Source organism: Photobacterium jeanii (assembly GCF_001650345.1).
Lineage (GTDB): Bacteria > Pseudomonadota > Gammaproteobacteria > Enterobacterales > Vibrionaceae > Photobacterium > Photobacterium jeanii.
This window is the reverse complement of record NZ_LVHF01000030.1, coordinates 62,759-79,672: the sequence shown is the minus strand read 5'-3', so window position 1 is coordinate 79,672 and position 16,914 is coordinate 62,759. Positions and strand designations below refer to the sequence as shown.

At 48.4% G+C, this 16,914-nt stretch carries 15 protein-coding genes and 1 riboswitch; of the genes, 7 read left to right on the top strand and 8 right to left on the bottom strand.

What is annotated here, in order from left to right:
• Window positions 1-230 precede the first annotated feature (230 nt).
• The 3 genes from hemG to A3K86_RS17395 are packed head-to-tail and all read right to left on the bottom strand — an operon-like array spanning window position 231 to window position 2,876.
• Window positions 231-755, bottom strand: a complete 525-nt coding sequence (gene hemG / locus A3K86_RS17405) for a menaquinone-dependent protoporphyrinogen IX dehydrogenase (protein ID WP_068334240.1) — start codon at window positions 753-755, stop codon at window positions 231-233.
• 9 nt (window positions 756-764) lie between these two features.
• Window positions 765-2,222 (bottom strand): TrkH family potassium uptake protein, encoded by a 1,458-nt coding sequence (locus A3K86_RS17400; RefSeq protein WP_068334232.1) that lies wholly within the window; start codon window positions 2,220-2,222, stop codon window positions 765-767.
• A gap of 30 nt (window positions 2,223-2,252) precedes the next feature.
• Window positions 2,253-2,876, bottom strand: coding sequence for a YigZ family protein (locus A3K86_RS17395; RefSeq protein WP_068334225.1), 624 nt, complete (start codon window positions 2,874-2,876; stop codon window positions 2,253-2,255).
• 407 nt (window positions 2,877-3,283) lie between these two features.
• Between A3K86_RS17395 and fadB the strand changes: the two genes are divergently transcribed.
• The 3 genes from fadB to acuI all read left to right on the top strand — a co-directional run bounded on the left by fadB (window position 3,284) and on the right by acuI (window position 7,841).
• The gene (gene fadB, locus A3K86_RS17390) at window positions 3,284-5,461 is read left to right on the top strand and encodes a fatty acid oxidation complex subunit alpha FadB (RefSeq protein WP_068334218.1); all 2,178 of its coding nucleotides are present in this window, start codon (window positions 3,284-3,286) and stop codon (window positions 5,459-5,461) included.
• Between the two features lie 17 nt (window positions 5,462-5,478).
• Window positions 5,479-6,645, top strand: a complete 1,167-nt coding sequence (gene fadA / locus A3K86_RS17385; RefSeq protein WP_068334217.1) for an acetyl-CoA C-acyltransferase FadA — start codon at window positions 5,479-5,481, stop codon at window positions 6,643-6,645.
• A 215-nt stretch (window positions 6,646-6,860) separates the two neighbouring features.
• On the top strand, window positions 6,861-7,841 hold the full coding sequence (gene acuI / locus A3K86_RS17380) for an acrylyl-CoA reductase (NADPH) (RefSeq protein WP_068334206.1): 981 nt from the start codon (window positions 6,861-6,863) through the stop codon (window positions 7,839-7,841).
• A gap of 120 nt (window positions 7,842-7,961) precedes the next feature.
• On the opposite strand, the gene A3K86_RS17375 is transcribed toward acuI, so the two are convergent.
• Together A3K86_RS17375 and A3K86_RS17370 are read right to left on the bottom strand one after the other, a co-directional pair.
• Window positions 7,962-8,906, bottom strand: a complete 945-nt coding sequence (locus A3K86_RS17375) for a LysR family transcriptional regulator (RefSeq protein WP_068334200.1) — start codon at window positions 8,904-8,906, stop codon at window positions 7,962-7,964.
• Between the two features lie 117 nt (window positions 8,907-9,023).
• Complete coding sequence (locus tag A3K86_RS17370) at window positions 9,024-9,215, bottom strand: hypothetical protein (protein ID WP_068334197.1); 192 nt, start codon at window positions 9,213-9,215, stop codon at window positions 9,024-9,026.
• 137 nt (window positions 9,216-9,352) lie between these two features.
• On the opposite strand from A3K86_RS17370, the gene tusA reads away from it, so the two are divergent.
• Entirely contained in the window at window positions 9,353-9,604 is a 252-nt protein-coding gene (gene tusA, locus A3K86_RS17365; RefSeq protein ID WP_068334196.1) for a sulfurtransferase TusA, read from the top strand.
• Between the two features lie 28 nt (window positions 9,605-9,632).
• Here the strand turns inward: tusA and A3K86_RS17360 are convergent, their stop codons facing one another.
• From A3K86_RS17360 to A3K86_RS17350, 3 genes are all read right to left on the bottom strand, one after another.
• A complete protein-coding gene (locus A3K86_RS17360) occupies window positions 9,633-9,896 on the bottom strand; it encodes a hypothetical protein (RefSeq protein WP_068334189.1) in 264 nt (87 codons plus the stop codon).
• Between the two features lie 216 nt (window positions 9,897-10,112).
• Window positions 10,113-10,670, bottom strand: coding sequence for a TMEM165/GDT1 family protein (locus tag A3K86_RS17355; RefSeq protein ID WP_068334188.1), 558 nt, complete (start codon window positions 10,668-10,670; stop codon window positions 10,113-10,115).
• Window positions 10,671-10,762: 92 nt separating this feature from the next.
• Window positions 10,763-10,864: riboswitch (yybP-ykoY riboswitch) on the bottom strand.
• A gap of 143 nt (window positions 10,865-11,007) precedes the next feature.
• Entirely contained in the window at window positions 11,008-11,688 is a 681-nt protein-coding gene (locus A3K86_RS17350; RefSeq protein WP_068334187.1) for an OmpA family protein, read from the bottom strand.
• A 286-nt stretch (window positions 11,689-11,974) separates the two neighbouring features.
• Here A3K86_RS17350 and glyQ point away from each other — a divergent pair, with 286 nt between their 5' ends.
• From glyQ to A3K86_RS17335, 3 genes are all read left to right on the top strand, one after another.
• Window positions 11,975-12,886, top strand: coding sequence for a glycine--tRNA ligase subunit alpha (gene glyQ, locus A3K86_RS17345; protein ID WP_068334185.1), 912 nt, complete (start codon window positions 11,975-11,977; stop codon window positions 12,884-12,886).
• 9 nt (window positions 12,887-12,895) lie between these two features.
• Window positions 12,896-14,980, top strand: coding sequence for a glycine--tRNA ligase subunit beta (gene glyS, locus A3K86_RS17340; protein ID WP_068334183.1), 2,085 nt, complete (start codon window positions 12,896-12,898; stop codon window positions 14,978-14,980).
• A 379-nt stretch (window positions 14,981-15,359) separates the two neighbouring features.
• Window positions 15,360-16,607, top strand: coding sequence for a valine--pyruvate transaminase (locus tag A3K86_RS17335; RefSeq protein ID WP_068334181.1), 1,248 nt, complete (start codon window positions 15,360-15,362; stop codon window positions 16,605-16,607).
• Window positions 16,608-16,914: the final 307 nt, after the last annotated feature.

Sequence of the window (16,914 nt, the reverse complement as noted above, 5' to 3'; positions counted from 1 at the left end):
TCAGTTTCATTGATAAATCTTTTTGACTATCATTTCACGAGTGCCCACACAGATTGCATGGTCAAATTGTTAAAGAACAATGTTTGTCACAACCGCTCTTAATCAGTGCTTTATCGTGACAACGGAGACGCATTATAGAGATTTAGATCGGCTTGGCAAGGCTATTTTTCAAAAAAGTTTCAATTTATTTTTGTTTGTATAAATTCCCGCCAAGACGTCAAAAAACACAGCTAAAACTGCTTAAATTCGGTACTAAATCGCGATACTAACTGCCAATCCGTGTATTCCACTTCTTTACTCGTATCGGTTTCACCGCCAGTAATACGCATAATGAGCTGAATCATCACACGATCAAACCATTTATAACGAGGGTAACGCAGCGCACCGGCAAATACTGCCTGCAGTTTTGGCTGCCATGGGGACTTCGCATGGAACTTCTTCATGTATGCACTGGTTTCAGGGGTGTTCTTCCCTTCTTTACGCGCGGTTAAATTTACACAGAAAAAGGCCACTTTATGCTGATTCAACGCTTCGAGGTTAGTTTCGATGAATTGATACAGTTTTTTATTCAGATGACCATAACGAACCGAAGCACCAATCAGCACCCGATCGTATTGCTGCCAATCAATGGTTGGCAACACATTAAGGTCTTGCATGGTGCACTGACAATCGGCGCCTAACTCTTCCTTTATATAGTTAAGAATTTTGATTGTCTGACCATCGGTACTCGAATGGAGCAATAATACCTGTTCCACAATAACTCCTTAGTTTCGCCAGAAGGTCGGCGTAAATAAGACTAATAAGGTAAAGACTTCAAGGCGACCAAACAACATCGCGATGATCAGCACCCACTTCGCGGCTGAGTTCACTTCACCAAAGTGAACCGCGACTTCACCAAGGCCAGGACCTAGATTGTTCAGGGTGGCTGCAACTGCAGAAAATGCAGTCAGCTCATCAATACCTGTAGCAATCAATGCCAGCATACAAATAACGAACACCAACGCATACGCAGAGAAGAATCCCCACACGGCATCAACCACCCGTTGCGGTAGTGCTTTATTACCCACCTTGATGGTGTAAACCGCCCTCGGGTGGACCAAACGTTTCAGCTCACGCACCCCTTGTAAGAACAAGAGCAGAATACGGATCACCTTCATCCCGCCACCGGTCGAGCCAGCACAGCCACCAACAAAAGATGAGAACAACAACAGGACGGGTAAAAAGAGCGGCCATTCGGCAAAACTGGTAGTAGTAAAGCCCGCGGTTGTCGAGATAGAAACAGTTTGGAATAGCGCCTGATCAAACGCATCGTAGTAAGAGTCGTAAGAATGGTGCTGAAGCAACATGCCAAAACAGATCAGCAATAAGATAAACTGCGCCCCGAAGAAGGCGCGAAATTCTGGATCACGCCAATAGGTACGCAAGTTCACACCGCCGCTTGCAAACGCCGCAAAGTGCAGTGAGAAGTTACACGCAGAGATTAATAGGAACACCACGGTGATCATATTAATGGTCGGGCTATTGAAGTACCCCATACTGGCATCGTGAGTTGAGAAGCCACCAATGGCGATAGTCGAGAAGCTATGTGAAATGGCATCGAATGGTGTCATGCCTGCTAACCAAAAGGCGAAAGCACAACTGACGGTCAGGGCTAAATAGATATACCACAAGGTTTTTGCCGTTTCGGCGATACGCGGGGTCATCTTCGAATCTTTTACCGGACCCGGTATTTCGGCTCGATACAGCTGCATACCACCGATCCCCAACACAGGCAGGATTGCCACCGCTAATACGATGATCCCCATCCCGCCAAACCACTGTAATAATTGGCGGTAGAACAAAATCGCTTTCGGTAACTCATCCAAGCCGACTATCACCGTCGCCCCAGTGGTCGTCAGTGCGGAAAAAGATTCAAAAAACGCGTCGGTCACCGATAGATCTGGCGTTTTCGATAGTAAGAAAGGAACAGCACCGGCGCTGCCGATTACGGTCCAGAATAAAACCACAATCAAAAAGCCATCACGAGCTTTCAATTCATGACGATGACGACGATTAGGCAGCCATAATACGGCACCGCCCATTAGCAGCAGGAAAAAGGTAACAACAAAAGGGAAACCTGCACCGTCGCGGTATAGTAAAGCCACCATGGCTGGCACCAGCATGGTAACGCTAAACAAGGCGAGCAAAAGCCCGACGATCCGGATGATTGAACGAAATTGCATGAACTAGCTGGCTCTCATTCTTAACTAGGGTTAACGCTCGATGAGCTTGGCCGCGAGCGAGCCACCACTTCGATTAACTAAAGTAAGACAGAACGCCTCAACAGTGCGGCAATCCATCTCAATCACAAATTCAACATTATCGGTGTAGTTAGCGCTCAGGGTTGAACCGGCATACTCAGCCAACAAGGTTTCCACCAGCGATACCTGATTGTAGGCACAAGATAGCGTCAATTCCGCCATCATAACCTTCTCTTGGGTCTGCAATAACGCCAAAGCTTGTTGAACGCCACCACCGTATGCTTTTACCAGTCCACCAGTACCTAACTTGATCCCGCCGGAATAACGCGTTACCACCGCAGTGATTTCACCCACGCCCGAGCCCGTTAGCTGTGCCAAAATGGGTTTACCTGCCGTGCCCGACGGTTCACCGTCGTCACTAAAGCCCCACTTCATGGAGTCTTCAGGCCTCCCAGCAACAAACGCCCAGCAATTATGCCGCGCATCGGCATGCTGAGTTTTGATCTGTTGGACAAAAGCTTTGGCAGCTTCGACCGTAGGAGTATGAGCTAGGTAAGTAATAAAGCGGCTTTTTTTAATTTCTTCTTCGAAGGAAGCGGCGGCCGCTGGCACTAAATACGGTTCAGACGCTGTCATAAATCAAATTAGTCATGGTTTGGTAACCGCGCAGGATATCACAACCCAAGCAATAACCCTTCCAATTCTGGCGATATCCGCTACTCAAATACCACTTTTTATTAACAGCCCAATCGGTTACGCCTCTTAATCCTCACCTTATTGATCACCTCAACACGGTATTGAACGCAACATTTTAACAAGGTATTTACCGGTTAGCGCGACCACTTAAGATGTAAAAAAGCTTGCATATCAATAAGCAAGATAACCTCACAGCATTTTATATGTTTATTTCACCCTTAAAAGTTAAACAAATGTTTTAAATAAGTGTTGTAATTGCTAAATATCGGGTTCACACTAAATTTGTCTGGTTATAGGTCAAACCAATAAATCAAGCCAGCTTAGACTGGAATTCACGGAGATAGAACATGATTTACCAAGGTGACACCCTATCCGTCCGCTATCTGGAAGATGGCATCGCGGAACTCAACCTCAACGCCCCTAGCAGTATAAATAAATTCGATATCAAGACCTTAACGTGCCTGAGTGAAGCGCTAAATGCCCTTTACCAGCAAACCGATCTAAAGGGTCTGATCCTCACTTCAGCCAAAGATGCTTTTATCGTCGGCGCTGACATCACCGAATTTCTTGGCCTGTTTGCCCAAACCGAAGCCGAGCTGTCACAGTGGTTAACCCGTGCCAACGACATTTTTAATAAACTCGAAGATTTACCGGTTCCGACACTCTCTGCAATCAACGGTCATGCGTTAGGTGGCGGTTGTGAGTGTGTGCTGGCAACTGACTTCCGCCTCGCAGACACCACAGCCCGTATCGGTCTGCCTGAAACCAAACTGGGGATCATGCCGGGCTTTGGCGGCACCGTTCGCCTTCCGCGCCTGATCGGTGCCGATTCAGCGATGGAGATCATCACCGCAGGTAAAGATAAAAAAGCCCAAGATGCCCTGAAACTCGGCATGGTGGATGCCGTGGTGGCACCAGAGCAGTTACGAGATGCCGCGATTGCAATGATCAAAGATGCCATTGACGGCAAACTCAATTGGCAACAACGCCGAGCACAGAAACAAGCGCCACTCCAACTGAACCGCACCGAGGCCACAATGAGCTTTACCATGGCCAAAGCCATGGTGGCAAAAGTCGCGGGTAAACATTACCCCGCACCGATGACAGCCGTGGTCACAATCGAAGAAGCTACGCGTTACCAACGCGATGAAGCCTTACAAGTCGAGAACAAGCACTTTGTCACCCTCGCCAAAACCGAGGTTGCACAAGCTCTAGTCGGCTTATTCCTCAACGATCAACACATCAAAGGGCAAGCCAAACAAGCAGCCAAAGCAGGAAAGGCCACTCACAAAGGCGCGGTACTGGGTGCAGGGATCATGGGCGGCGGCATTGCCTACCAATCCGCTTTGAAAGGTGTACCTGTATTAATGAAAGACATTGCCGAGCCATCCCTTGAGCTAGGCATGACCGAAGCCACCAAGCTACTCAACAAGCAACTTGAGCGTGGGCGAATTGATGGTTTCAAAATGGCGAAAGTTATCTCAGCCATCACCCCCAGCCTTAACTATGCGGGTATTGAACATGCCGACGTAGTGGTTGAAGCCGTGGTTGAGAACCCGAAAATCAAAGCGGCAGTGCTTAATGAAGTCGAACAGCATGTCAGCCCAGAGGCGGTGATCACCTCCAATACCTCAACTATCCCTATTAACTTACTGGCGCAGTCACTTGAGCGTCCTGAAAATTTCTGCGGCATGCACTTTTTCAACCCAGTACACCGCATGCCATTGGTCGAGATTATCCGTGGTGACAAAACCTCAGAAGACACCATTAACCGCGTAGTGGCTTACGCTGCCAAAATGGGTAAATCCCCTATCGTGGTCAATGACTGCCCAGGGTTCTTCGTCAACCGCGTGTTGTTCCCTTATTTCGCTGGTTTTAGCATGCTGCTACGCGATGGCGCGGACTTCCAGCAAATCGATAAAGTCATGGAGAAACAATTTGGTTGGCCAATGGGTCCGGCGTACCTACTGGATGTTGTGGGTATCGATACCGCGCACCATGCACAAGCCGTGATGGCAGAAGGTTTCCCTGAGCGCATGAACAAAGATTACAAAGACGCCGTCGATGTGATGTTTGAAAACCAACGCTACGGTCAGAAAAATGGACACGGCTTCTACGCTTACACACTCGATCGTAAAGGTAAGCCAAAGAAAGCCGCCGATCCAGAAGTGGCAAACTTGCTCTCCACGGTCAACGGCACGGCCACTGATTACAGCAGCGAAGCTATCATTGCCCGTACCATGGTACCCATGATCAACGAAGTCGTGCGTTGTTTGGAAGAAGGCATTATTGCCTCACCCGCAGATGCTGATATGGCACTGGTGTATGGCTTGGGCTTCCCTCCATTCCGTGGTGGCGTCTTCCGCTATCTCGATACCCTTGGCCTTGCCAACTATGTCGCCATGGCCGATCAATACGCTCACTTAGGTGCGGTATACCAAGTACCGGCTGGTCTACGAGAAAAAGCCAGCAAAGGTGAAACCTACTACCCAGTTAGCGACGCGCCAGCTTCATTTAACGCTTAAGGACGAGGAAAGAAAAAATGAATAACGCTGTTATTGTCGATTGTATCCGTACCCCAATGGGTCGTTCTAAAGGCGGGGCGTTTCGCCATGTTCGCGCTGAAGATCTGTCAGCGCACTTAATGAAAGGCTTACTCAGTCGTAATCCGCAAATCGACCCACAACAAATTGAAGACATTTATTGGGGATGTGTTCAACAAACCCTAGAACAAGGCTTTAATGTCGGTCGTAACGCCGCGTTACTGGCAGGGATCCCACACACCGTCGGCGCAACCACGGTCAACCGCTTGTGTGGTTCATCGATGCAAGCCCTCCACGATGCTGCACGTGCCATCATGGTAGGCGATGCTGACACCTGCATTATTGGTGGTGTCGAACACATGGGACACGTACCAATGAATCACGGCGTCGACTTCCACCCTGGAATGTCAAAGTCGGTCGCCAAAGCGGCTGGCATGATGGGCTTAACCGCAGAGATGCTCGGTCGTCTTCACGGTATTAGCCGAGAAATGCAAGATGAGTTCGGCGCGCGCTCGCACCGTCTTGCTCATGCTGCCACCGTCGAAGGACGTTTCCATCATGAGATTTTGGCGTTGGAAGGTCACGATGAAAACGGCGTACTCAGGCTGTACGATTACGATGAAGTAATCCGCCCAGAAACCACAGTGGAAGGACTGAGCGGATTACGCCCAGTCTTTGACCCAGCCAATGGTACCGTTACTGCTGGTACCTCATCGGCTCTTTCCGACGGGGCTGCTGCTATGTTGGTGATGAGCGAAGCACAAGCCAAAGCACAAGGGTTGAAAATTCGTGCCCGCGTGAAATCCATGGCTATCGCTGGCTGCGATCCATCGATTATGGGTTATGGCCCTGTGCCTGCGACCCAAAAAGCGCTAAAACGTGCCGGACTGACAATGGATGACATTGATCTGGTCGAGCTCAACGAAGCCTTTGCCGCCCAGTCACTACCGTGTGCCAAAGATCTTGGCTTGCTTGATAAAGTCGATGACAAGGTCAACCTCAACGGCGGCGCTATTGCCTTGGGTCACCCGCTAGGTTGTTCGGGCGCTCGTATCTCGACTACCTTACTCAACTTGATGGAGCATCGTGATACCCAATTTGGTCTTGCCACCATGTGTATCGGCTTAGGCCAAGGGATCGCAACTATCTTTGAACGAGTCGAATAACGGTTCAAACCCAGTGACAACTTCGCCTCACGAGCATGTCGCTGCGAGGCGATTGCCCTACAATCACAACGCCCACTTCGGTGGGCGTTGCAGTCTTTGTTAATTAATGCACAAAAAGCATAGATGAAATGACAAAGTTTCATTTTATTCATACTCAAACCCCAGCTACACTCAGACCATATTCTTGTTTTGTTCCTATTTACCGGAGAATTCCTATGTTTAAGGCACTTGTGCTCGAGCAGGAAGATAAAAAAACCATCGCCGATATTCGTCAACTAGAGCTTAGCGCGCTTCCAGAAAACGAAGTACTTATCGATGTAGATTACTCATCACTGAACTACAAAGACGGCCTTGCTATTACAGGTAAAGGTAAGATTGTGCGCCAATTCCCTATGGTGCCGGGTATCGATCTTGCCGGTAAAGTTGTGGAATCAAGCGATGACCGCTACCAAGCTGGCGACAGCGTCGTTCTTACTGGCTGGGGTGTCGGTGAAGGCCACTGGGGCGGCATGGCACAAAAAGCACGCCTAAAAGCAGATTGGTTAGTGCCACTACCAAGCAAACTTGATGGCAAGCAAGCTATGATGGTAGGTACTGCAGGTCTCACAGCGATGCTATGTGTACAAGCGATTGTCGATGGTGGCGTTAAACCAGAAGCAGGCGAAATCCTTGTAACGGGTGCCAGCGGTGGTGTGGGCTCTGTAGCCGTTACTCTACTATCTCAACTAGGCTACCAAGTGGCAGCTGTAACTGGTCGTATCGAAGAAAATGGCGAGCTACTAAAACAGCTAGGTGCCAGCCGCGTTATTGAGCGTAGCGAATTTGAAGAACCTGCACGTCCACTTGAAAAACAAGTATGGGCAGGTGCCGTAGATACTGTCGGTAGCAAAGTACTAGCAAAAGTACTGGCACAAATGGATTACAACAGCGTCGTGGCGGCTTGTGGTCTTGCAGGCGGTTTCGACCTACCAACCACAGTGATGCCTTTCATTCTGCGTAATGTGCGTCTTCAAGGTATCGATTCGGTAATGTGCCCATTCGAACAACGCCAACAAGCATGGCAACGCCTTGCTGAGCTACTACCAGAGAGCTTCTACCAACAAGCGTGCCGTGAAGTGTCACTGGAAGAAGTACCGGAATGTGCCGATGCCATCACCCGTGGTCAAATCACAGGTCGTGTGGTGATCAAGCTGTAAGCCAGCTTTAACAAGAGCTAAAAAAGAATGACTACCTTGGCCAGCGCAAGCTGGCCTTTTTTGGGTTGGTGCTTCGCGCCCCACGCAAGGCGGTTTACCTGTATCGCTCTTTAACCAACACTATTTCATCAACCCCATATCTTGCACTCGCTTCGCTATCAACTTGCCACACTCTTCTTGGATCAAATTACGCAACCAAATCTGTGCTGCCGAATGCTCGCACCTTGGATGCCAGATCAGCGAATAATCAAACGGCTCAAAGTTAAACGGCAGCGGTTTGATCACCAGGTTGTAGCGTTCGGCTACCAAGTATGCCAAATCAGCTGGGACGGTGATCATCAACGGAATTTTATCAAGAATGGCAAGCGCGGCTTCTAAATGATACGCCCTTAACACCATCTTACGCTCAGGGTAACCACGCAGTGCCTCATCGATTAGCGCCTTCACCCCATCGCTGATCGCAATCATGGCATGAGGTGCGTTTAAGTAATCTTCCAGCGTTAGTGGTTTATCGGCTAACGGATGGTCACGAGACAACAAACAAAACACACTCACCAAGCCTAACGAATCTTTGCGCAGAGGCTCCACCGGCCCTGTCGGACGGCACAGCGCCATATCACAGCCATCGGTCGTTAACTGAGTCAGTAAGTGGTCGTGTTGCAGCGGAGGGAACTCCAGCTCAATATTCGGCGCTTCTTCATAGATACGAGAAAGCGCGAACGGCAAGATGGTTTGCATCGCATAATCCGTGGTTGCGATAACAAAGCGCTGATTACACAACGCAGGTTGAAAATCATTAGGAGTAAGCAAAATCCGCAATGCTTCAAGCGGATCGTTTAATGCTTCACTGAGCTCTAACGCGCGCTCGGTGGGTAAGAGGTGTTGTCCTTGACGGGTAAATAAAGGATCGCCCAGCAAATCACGTAATCGCCCCAGCACCCTGCTCATCGCCGATTGACTCAGATTCAACCGCACTGCCGCACGACTAACACTGCCTTCTTCCAGCAGCACTTTCAGTGCCACCAACAAATTTAAATCACGACGATAGACTTCTTCCAGCTCCATACCTTACCCCTCAGTTAGACAGGTAAATTATGCAGTGGTTAATAAAAAAAATCCCGCTCGAATCAGCGGGGAAGCCCAAGAAAATAGGGAGAGTGTATTTGTTTATCAAACTCGACTTTATTTAAGTTTTTCTTCTTCCATATCGGAGTCTGAGGTATGCATGAGTTCGAACCATAAGCCAAGAGCAGAGGCAATCACGCCTCCAAGGGCAAATAGGCTGGCGTTGTCTGGCCCGCGAAGTACCAGCGAGCAGAAGGTGATAAAGCACAGTACGCTATAAATAGTGAGACGATCTAGGTGAGTCAACATAATGCCTCCTAATCCTTTAGAAAAACGTTAACCACTTGTTAACTAAATTACACCCTAAATTTTGATTTGCCAAGCCTTATTGATTAATTCTTATCCATCAGTATGATCGTCGATTCAGAACTAAAGATGTGCGTGTTATGACTGCAATTTTTGACAACCCAACACATAGCTTGGAAGCACAAGGGCTACGATGCCCAGAGCCAGTAATGATGGTTCGCAAAACGGTAAGGAAGATGACCGATGGCGAGACCTTACTTATCATTGCTGATGATCCATCGACCACTCGAGATATCCCGAGCTTCTGTCGTTTCATGGATCATACCTTGGTGGCAGCAGACACCGATTCCGTGCCTTATCGATTTTTGATCCGTAAAGGCAGCGAAAAGTAAAAAGGCAGCTCAATGAGCTGCCTTTTCGTTATCTCTCTTGTTGCTCGTAACTGTCACGTACCTGCTTACGGGCATGCTCTAGTTCATGGCGCAACTCGCGTAACTCTTTCTTCATCGGGAGAACATAGCGTATCCGCACCAACGACTCGACCGATAAATAAGTCGTGACAACCGCCCCGACCACCATAGGCACCCACATATCAGTTAACACCATACCAAGAATATTCAACGCTAATGCAAAGTGAAATAGCAAGCACTGGCTCTTGGGCGAAATGGCGATATTACGGATCATAACAGCCTCCATTCTTGGCTCAACTTAGGCACCTTCAACTTACCACGTGTTGACCAAACTGCATGCTGCGGGGGTCACAGTTCATTGATTTTCCATTACAAATCTTGCTTTGGGCATCGCTAAACCTTGCTCTATGGGTTACCGAGTATTCTCATCCCAAATCTTGCCACCACTGTTCCACGTGGAACAGTGAAACAGCGGCAGTGACGCTCACAATTAGAGACCAAAGGCCGCAGCGATAGCCAAGCCACAGAAAATGGCAGCGGTGATTTTACGGATCAAGCCTAGTGGCATTTTCTCAGCTGACAACTTCCCGATCAGAACCACTGGTACATTTGCCAACAACATACCCACGGTCGTCCCCACGACCACCAACATCAAGGCATCATGGTATTTCGCCCCTAACATGGTCGTGGCGACTTGGGTCTTGTCACCAATCTCAGCAATGAAGAAGGCAATGAAGCTCGCCACAAACGGCCCACGATTAGAAATATTCTCATCGTCATCGAGTTTATCGGGGATCAAAATCCACCCCGCCATCGCAACAAAACTCACCACCAACACCCACTTCAACACATCAGGGGTTAGGTAATCAGCCACCACCACACCTAACCAAGCGGCCAAGGCATGATTTGCAATAGTGGCAAGGAAGATCGCTAAAATGATAGGAATAGGTTTGCGATAACGACTGGCCAGCAATAGCGATAACAATTGGGTTTTATCACCAATTTCCGCTAACGCGACAGTAGTAATGGAGACAGCTAAAACACTCACGACATGCTCATTGGGGCGAGGATAATTATAAAAACCATAGGCAAACGCACACGCCCCACCCCGGTTCGTGTTGGTTTACCAATGGTCTCGCCAAACTCACTAGTAGGATTAGTGTGAGTCACAAACGCCATGAAGATTTTGCTTCAATTATGTTGACGTTTATCTTGATAGAACAAGAGGCTACTCCCCAAAGGAGCGGCAATAATAACGAGTTCACCTCTCAGGTACAAGCCAAGAACTGTAAAGATGAATGTAAACCAGTGCTAAGCTAGAGTACCGCGAATAAAAAAGGCCAGCGTTGATCGCTAGCCTTGGTATTTTGTCGCGGTTACTGCGATTAAGAAAGTGGGCTTAGTACAATCTCAACACGGCGGTTTTGCGCACGACCGCTTTCCGATTTGTTGCTCGCAATCGGATGAGCTTCACCCATGCCTTTCGCAACCACACGGTTTACTTTCACCCCTTGACGGATCAAGTAGTTGCTCACTTCGCTAGCACGTACTTGCGATAGGCGTAAGTTGTATTGCTCTGAGCCTTTGCTATCGGTGAAGCCGTACACGTTCAGTGCCGTCTTGTCGTATTCTTTCGCGACCACAGCCACGTTGCTTAATGCTGTTTTTGCTTGGCTGCTCAGATCCGATTGGTCAAAACCAAAAGTGATGCTGTTTGGCATGTTCAGGATAATGTCATTGCCGTTACGCGTAACACTGATACCCGATGCTTCTAACTGCTGACGCAGTTTTGTTTCTTGCACATCCATGTAGTAACCAATACCACCACCCAAAGCAGCACCTGAAGCTGCACCGATCAACGCACCTTTACCACGGTCTTTCTTGCTCGATGAGGCAACGCCAATCGCCGCACCAGCAACAGCACCAATCAAAGCACCGCTAGTTGCTTTCGCTGTTTGGTCTTCGCGCGTGTACGGATTAACTGTCGTACAACCCGTCGCAACCACAGTTACCCCTAGTGCCAATACGGCACTACGAAGTGCTTTCCCCGTCTTCAAAGTCATCATAATTGTAATTCTCACTGCCTGTTATACGTATTTAGATACGCTCTTTGCCCCGATAATAGGAGCTCATTGTGGGCGCGATTGTAATGTTCAGCGGTGGAAAAATCATCATCACAATGTCAAAAATACACCCACGCCCTATTTCACTCGGCTTATCCTGTTTTTCTACCAGCAAATAATGCAAACATGGGCAAAAAACATGCACTAGCTCTACTCGGAAAATGGCTGGCAAGGTATACTGGGTGGTTATGAAATTTTCTTTTAATCCACTAATCTCGCGAAGCTGACAATGCAGAAATACGATATTAAAACCTTTCAAGGCATGATCCTCGCGCTGCAGGATTACTGGGGCCAGCAAGGTTGTACCATTGTACAACCACTAGACATGGAAGTAGGTGCAGGTACCTCTCACCCTATGACCTGTCTACGCGCGCTAGGTCCAGAGCCAATTGCAGCAGCGTACGTACAACCATCTCGTCGCCCAACCGACGGTCGTTACGGTGAGAACCCGAACCGTCTTCAGCACTACTACCAGTTCCAGGTGATCATCAAGCCATCACCGGACAACATTCAGGAGCTATACCTAGGCTCACTGGAAGCACTGGGTATCGATACGCAAATTCACGACATTCGTTTCGTGGAAGACAACTGGGAAAACCCAACGCTAGGTGCTTGGGGTCTTGGTTGGGAAGTATGGCTAAACGGCATGGAAGTAACGCAGTTTACTTACTTCCAGCAGGTTGGTGGTCTTGAGTGTAAGCCAGTAACAGGCGAAATCACTTACGGTATCGAGCGTCTTGCGATGTACATCCAAGGTGTAGATTCAGTTTACGATCTAGTTTGGACCGACGGCCCACTAGGTAAAGTGACTTACGGTGATATCTTCCACCAAAACGAAGTTGAGCAATCAACTTACAACTTCGAACACGCTGATGTGGACTTCCTATTCACTTTCTTCGACCAGTGCGAAAAAGAGTGTCAGGAACTACTAGCACTAGAGAAGCCACTTCCTCTACCTGCTTACGAGCGTATTCTTAAAGCTGGTCATGCATTCAACCTGCTTGATGCACGTAAAGCGGTTTCTGTTACCGAGCGTCAACGCTACATCTTGCGCATCCGTAACCTAACGAAGCAAGTGGCTGAAGCTTACTATGCTTCACGTGAAGCACTTGGCTTCCCTATGTGCAAAAAAGACAAATAAGGGTAAAGCATGGCTGAACACAATTTCCTAATTGAGCTTGGTACTGAAGAGCTACCACCAAAAGCCCTGCGTACCCTAGCAGAAGCATTTGCAGCAAACTTCGAAGCTGAGCTAAAAGCAGCAGACCTACCTCACCAAGGTGTGAAGTGGTATGCAGCACCACGTCGTCTTGCCCTTAAAGTGGCAGGTCTTGCTGAGAATCAACCAGACAAAGTGGTTGAAAAGCGTGGCCCTGCAGTTTCTGTGGCATTCGATGCTGACGGTAACGCAACCAAAGCCGCACAAGGCTGGGCTCGTGGTAACGGCATCACCGTTGAGCAAGCGGATCGCCTAAAAACAGATAAAGGCGAATGGCTACTGTTCAAACAAGAAGTAAAAGGCCAAGCGGCTGACGCACTTCTTTGCGGCATGGCGGCGAACGCACTTGCGAAGCTTCCTATTCCTAAGCCAATGCGTTGGGGCGATAAAGAAACCCAATTCATTCGTCCTGTTAAAACCCTAACTATGCTGCTTGGCGACAAACTGATCCCAGGCACTATCCTAGGCGTTGAATCGGCGCGCACTATCCGCGGTCACCGTTTCATGGGCGAAGCTGAATTCACTATCGATAACGCAGAGCAATACCCTGCGATTCTAGAAGAGCGCGGTAAAGTCATGGCGGATTACGAAGCTCGTAAAGCCATCATTCTTGCTGACGCACAGAAAGCGGCTGAAGCCGTTGGCGGTAAAGCCGATCTAGAAGACGAGCTAGTTGAAGAAGTAACATCACTGGTTGAATGGCCGGTAGTACTGACAGCTTCTTTCGAAGAAGACTTCCTGAACGTACCGTCTGAAGCGCTGGTTTACACCATGAAAGGCGATCAAAAGTACTTCCCAGTGTACGATGCTGAAGGCAACCTAGTACCTAAGTTCATCTTCGTATCGAACATCATCTCGAAAGACCCTCGCCAAATTATCGAAGGTAACGAGAAGGTTGTACGCCCTCGCCTAGCTGATGCAGAGTTCTTCTTCAACACCGACCGTAAACGTCCGTTGATTGATCGCCTACCTGAGCTAGAAACGGCGATCTTCCAAAAGCAACTGGGTACGATCAAAGACAAGACTGACCGTATTACCGAGCTAGCTGGTTACATCGCAGAGAAAATCGATGCTGACGTTACCAATGCTAAGCGCGCAGGCTTGCTAGCAAAATGTGACCTTATGACCTCTATGGTATTCGAATTTACCGATACCCAAGGTGTTATGGGCATGCACTACGCACGTCACGACGGTGAAGCAGAAGAAGTTGCCCTAGCACTGAACGAGCAATATATGCCTCGTTTCGCAGGTGACGAACTACCAAGCACTGGTGTTTCTGCTGCGGTTGCGATGGCAGATAAGCTAGATACCCTAGTAGGTATCTTCGGTATCGGCCAAGCACCTAAAGGTTCTGACCCATTCGCACTTCGCCGTGCAGCACTGGGTGTGCTACGTATCATCGTAGAAAAAGGTTACAACCTAGACCTAGTAGACCTGATCGCTAAAGCACAATCGCTATTCGTTGATGCCGAAGGCACCAGCAAGCTAACTAACAACAACGTAGCTGAAGAAGTTATCGACTTCATGCTGGGTCGTTTCCGTGCATGGTACCAAGACGAAGGCCACAGCGTTGATGTGATCCAAGCGGTACTAGCGCTACGCCCAACGCAACCTGCTGATTTCGATAAGCGTGTGAAAGCGGTAACGCACTTCCGCTCTCTAGACGCAGCTGAATCACTAGCAGCAGCGAACAAGCGTGTAGGTAACATCCTAGCGAAATTCGACGGTGAGCTAGCAGCAAACGTTGATAACAACCTATTGGTTGAAGATGCAGAGAAGGCACTGGCTGCTGATATTGCTGCCACGCTTGAAAAACTAGCACCAGTATTTGCTGCCGGTGATTACCAGCAAGCACTGTCTGAGCTAGCGACCCTACGCGACGCCGTTGATGCATTCTTCGATAACGTAATGGTAATGGCTGACGACGAGCAACTTAAAGTGAACCGTCTAACCATGCTAAGCCAACTACGTAATGCGTTCTTCAAAGTAGCGGATATCTCTCTACTTCAGAAATAAGCGCAGCACGCGTTAAGCAAATCATAAAACCAAAGCCCAGCCTCGCGCTGGGCTTTTTGTTATTCCTTGGCACGCTTACCACCATCATTCATCCTATAACCTACTCACAATACAGTGTTTCACATGAAACGCGCTCAGGGTGATATTTCCTCGCTTCGCTACACAACCAATACACTTATCCCTCCTCTCGAAAAACCATTACTGAGCTTCACCCTCTACACTTATAAGGTACGCAGCGGTGTCGTGCTTGAACTTGTTATTCAATCGTTAAAAGTCACTTTTCCTTCGGGATTGGATCAGGTATGTTGACAGCTGAGCATAAGTTATACAGCTATGTAATAACGATAAAATCAAAGATAGGCTGAGGTCGGAAGTAAAGATGGAGTTTTCAAAGTTCGGAGATAAGTTTGGCCGTTATTCGGGTATCACCCAATTAATGGAAGATCTAAACGATGGATTACGTAATCCCGATGCAGTGATGCTGGGCGGTGGTAACCCAGCACAAATCCCAGAGATGGTAGAGTACTTCAATCAACTCACCCAAGCGATGGCAGCCAGTGGTGAACTCACTGCCGCCATGACCAACTACGATGGTCCACAAGGCAAGAATACTTTTATCAACGCCCTTGCCGCATTGTTAAAGACAACCTATGGCTGGGATATCAAACCTAGCAATATTAGCCTCACCAACGGCAGTCAAAGCGCGTTCTTCAATCTGTTCAACTTGCTGGCAGGTCAGTTCGAAGGGCAACATAAAAAAATCCTCTTACCGCTTGCACCAGAGTACATTGGTTATGGTGACGCTGGATTGAGTGACGAGATGTTTATCTCCTACAAACCAGAAATCACCCTACTCGACAACGGTCAGTTCAAATACCACGTTGATTTTGACCACCTGGTGGTCGACGACAGCATCGGTGCCATTTGTGCCTCACGACCAACCAACCCCACCGGCAATGTGCTTACCGATGAGGAAACCCAACATCTCGATGCACTGGCACGCCAACACAATATCCCACTGATCATCGATAACGCCTACGGGATGCCATTCCCCGATATTATCTTTGCCGAGGTGACCCCGTTCTGGAATGACAACACCATCTTGTGCATGAGCTTATCGAAACTGGGATTACCGGGTTTACGCTGTGGGATTGTCATTGCCAGCGAAGAAATCACCACCGCACTGGCAAACATGAATGGTGTATTGAGCTTGGCACCCGGCAGTGTTGGTCCAGCCATTGCCCACAAAATGATTGAGCAACAAGATTTACTCACCTTGAGTGAACAAGTGATCAAGCCTTTTTATCTTCGTAAATCTCAGCAAGCCGTCGAGCTGTTACAACGGGCTATCCCCGACCCGCGTTTTCGAATTCATAAACCCGAAGGGGCGATGTTCTTATGGCTATGGTTTAAGGATTTACCGATCACCACCATGGAGTTGTACCGTCGTTTGAAAGCTCGTGGGGTGTTGATTGTGCCGGGAGAATACTTCTTTATCGGGTTGGATCATGACTGGCAACACGGCCATGAGTGCTTACGAATGAACTATGTACAAAGTGATGAAGACATGAAAAAAGGCATTGCGGTGATTGCGGAAGAAGTTGCGAACGCCTATGCCCACGGCTAACTACTCGCCGATTTCATCTAAGTCGCTCATCTAAACTGTTCATCTAAGCCGTAAACCATTTCGTCACTTGGTTTTACCATCACTGATAAAACCTTAATACTTAACAAGCAGCCTTGCGCTGCTTGTTAACGTTTAGCCAGCGTAATATCAGCCATCAGCAAATCTGTGCTTCACGTGAAACATGGTTTCACCTTTCTCACATCGATAGACGCGCTTTGATGAATAACAGAGTTAAGTATCACCCCACGACGCCCACACACAAAATTCAGGCATTAAAAAAGGCCAGCTTACGCTGACCTTTCACTAC

Bases quoted from the DNA above. Each gene is read 5' to 3' on its own strand.
- A3K86_RS17400 (WP_068334232.1), bottom strand. From the start codon at position 2,222: ATGCAATTTCGTTCAATCATCCGGATCGTCGGGCTTTTGCTCGCCTTG.
- A3K86_RS17395 (WP_068334225.1), bottom strand. From the start codon at position 2,876: ATGACAGCGTCTGAACCGTATTTAGTGCCAGCGGCCGCCGCTTCCTTC.
- fadB (WP_068334218.1), top strand. From the start codon at position 3,284: ATGATTTACCAAGGTGACACCCTATCCGTCCGCTATCTGGAAGATGGC.
- fadA (WP_068334217.1), top strand. From the start codon at position 5,479: ATGAATAACGCTGTTATTGTCGATTGTATCCGTACCCCAATGGGTCGT.
- acuI (WP_068334206.1), top strand. From the start codon at position 6,861: ATGTTTAAGGCACTTGTGCTCGAGCAGGAAGATAAAAAAACCATCGCC.
- A3K86_RS17375 (WP_068334200.1), bottom strand. From the start codon at position 8,906: ATGGAGCTGGAAGAAGTCTATCGTCGTGATTTAAATTTGTTGGTGGCA.
- A3K86_RS17370 (WP_068334197.1), bottom strand. From the start codon at position 9,215: ATGTTGACTCACCTAGATCGTCTCACTATTTATAGCGTACTGTGCTTT.
- tusA (WP_068334196.1), top strand. From the start codon at position 9,353: ATGACTGCAATTTTTGACAACCCAACACATAGCTTGGAAGCACAAGGG.
- A3K86_RS17360 (WP_068334189.1), bottom strand. From the start codon at position 9,896: ATGATCCGTAATATCGCCATTTCGCCCAAGAGCCAGTGCTTGCTATTT.
- A3K86_RS17350 (WP_068334187.1), bottom strand. From the start codon at position 11,688: ATGATGACTTTGAAGACGGGGAAAGCACTTCGTAGTGCCGTATTGGCA.
- glyQ (WP_068334185.1), top strand. From the start codon at position 11,975: ATGCAGAAATACGATATTAAAACCTTTCAAGGCATGATCCTCGCGCTG.
- glyS (WP_068334183.1), top strand. From the start codon at position 12,896: ATGGCTGAACACAATTTCCTAATTGAGCTTGGTACTGAAGAGCTACCA.
- A3K86_RS17335 (WP_068334181.1), top strand. From the start codon at position 15,360: ATGGAGTTTTCAAAGTTCGGAGATAAGTTTGGCCGTTATTCGGGTATC.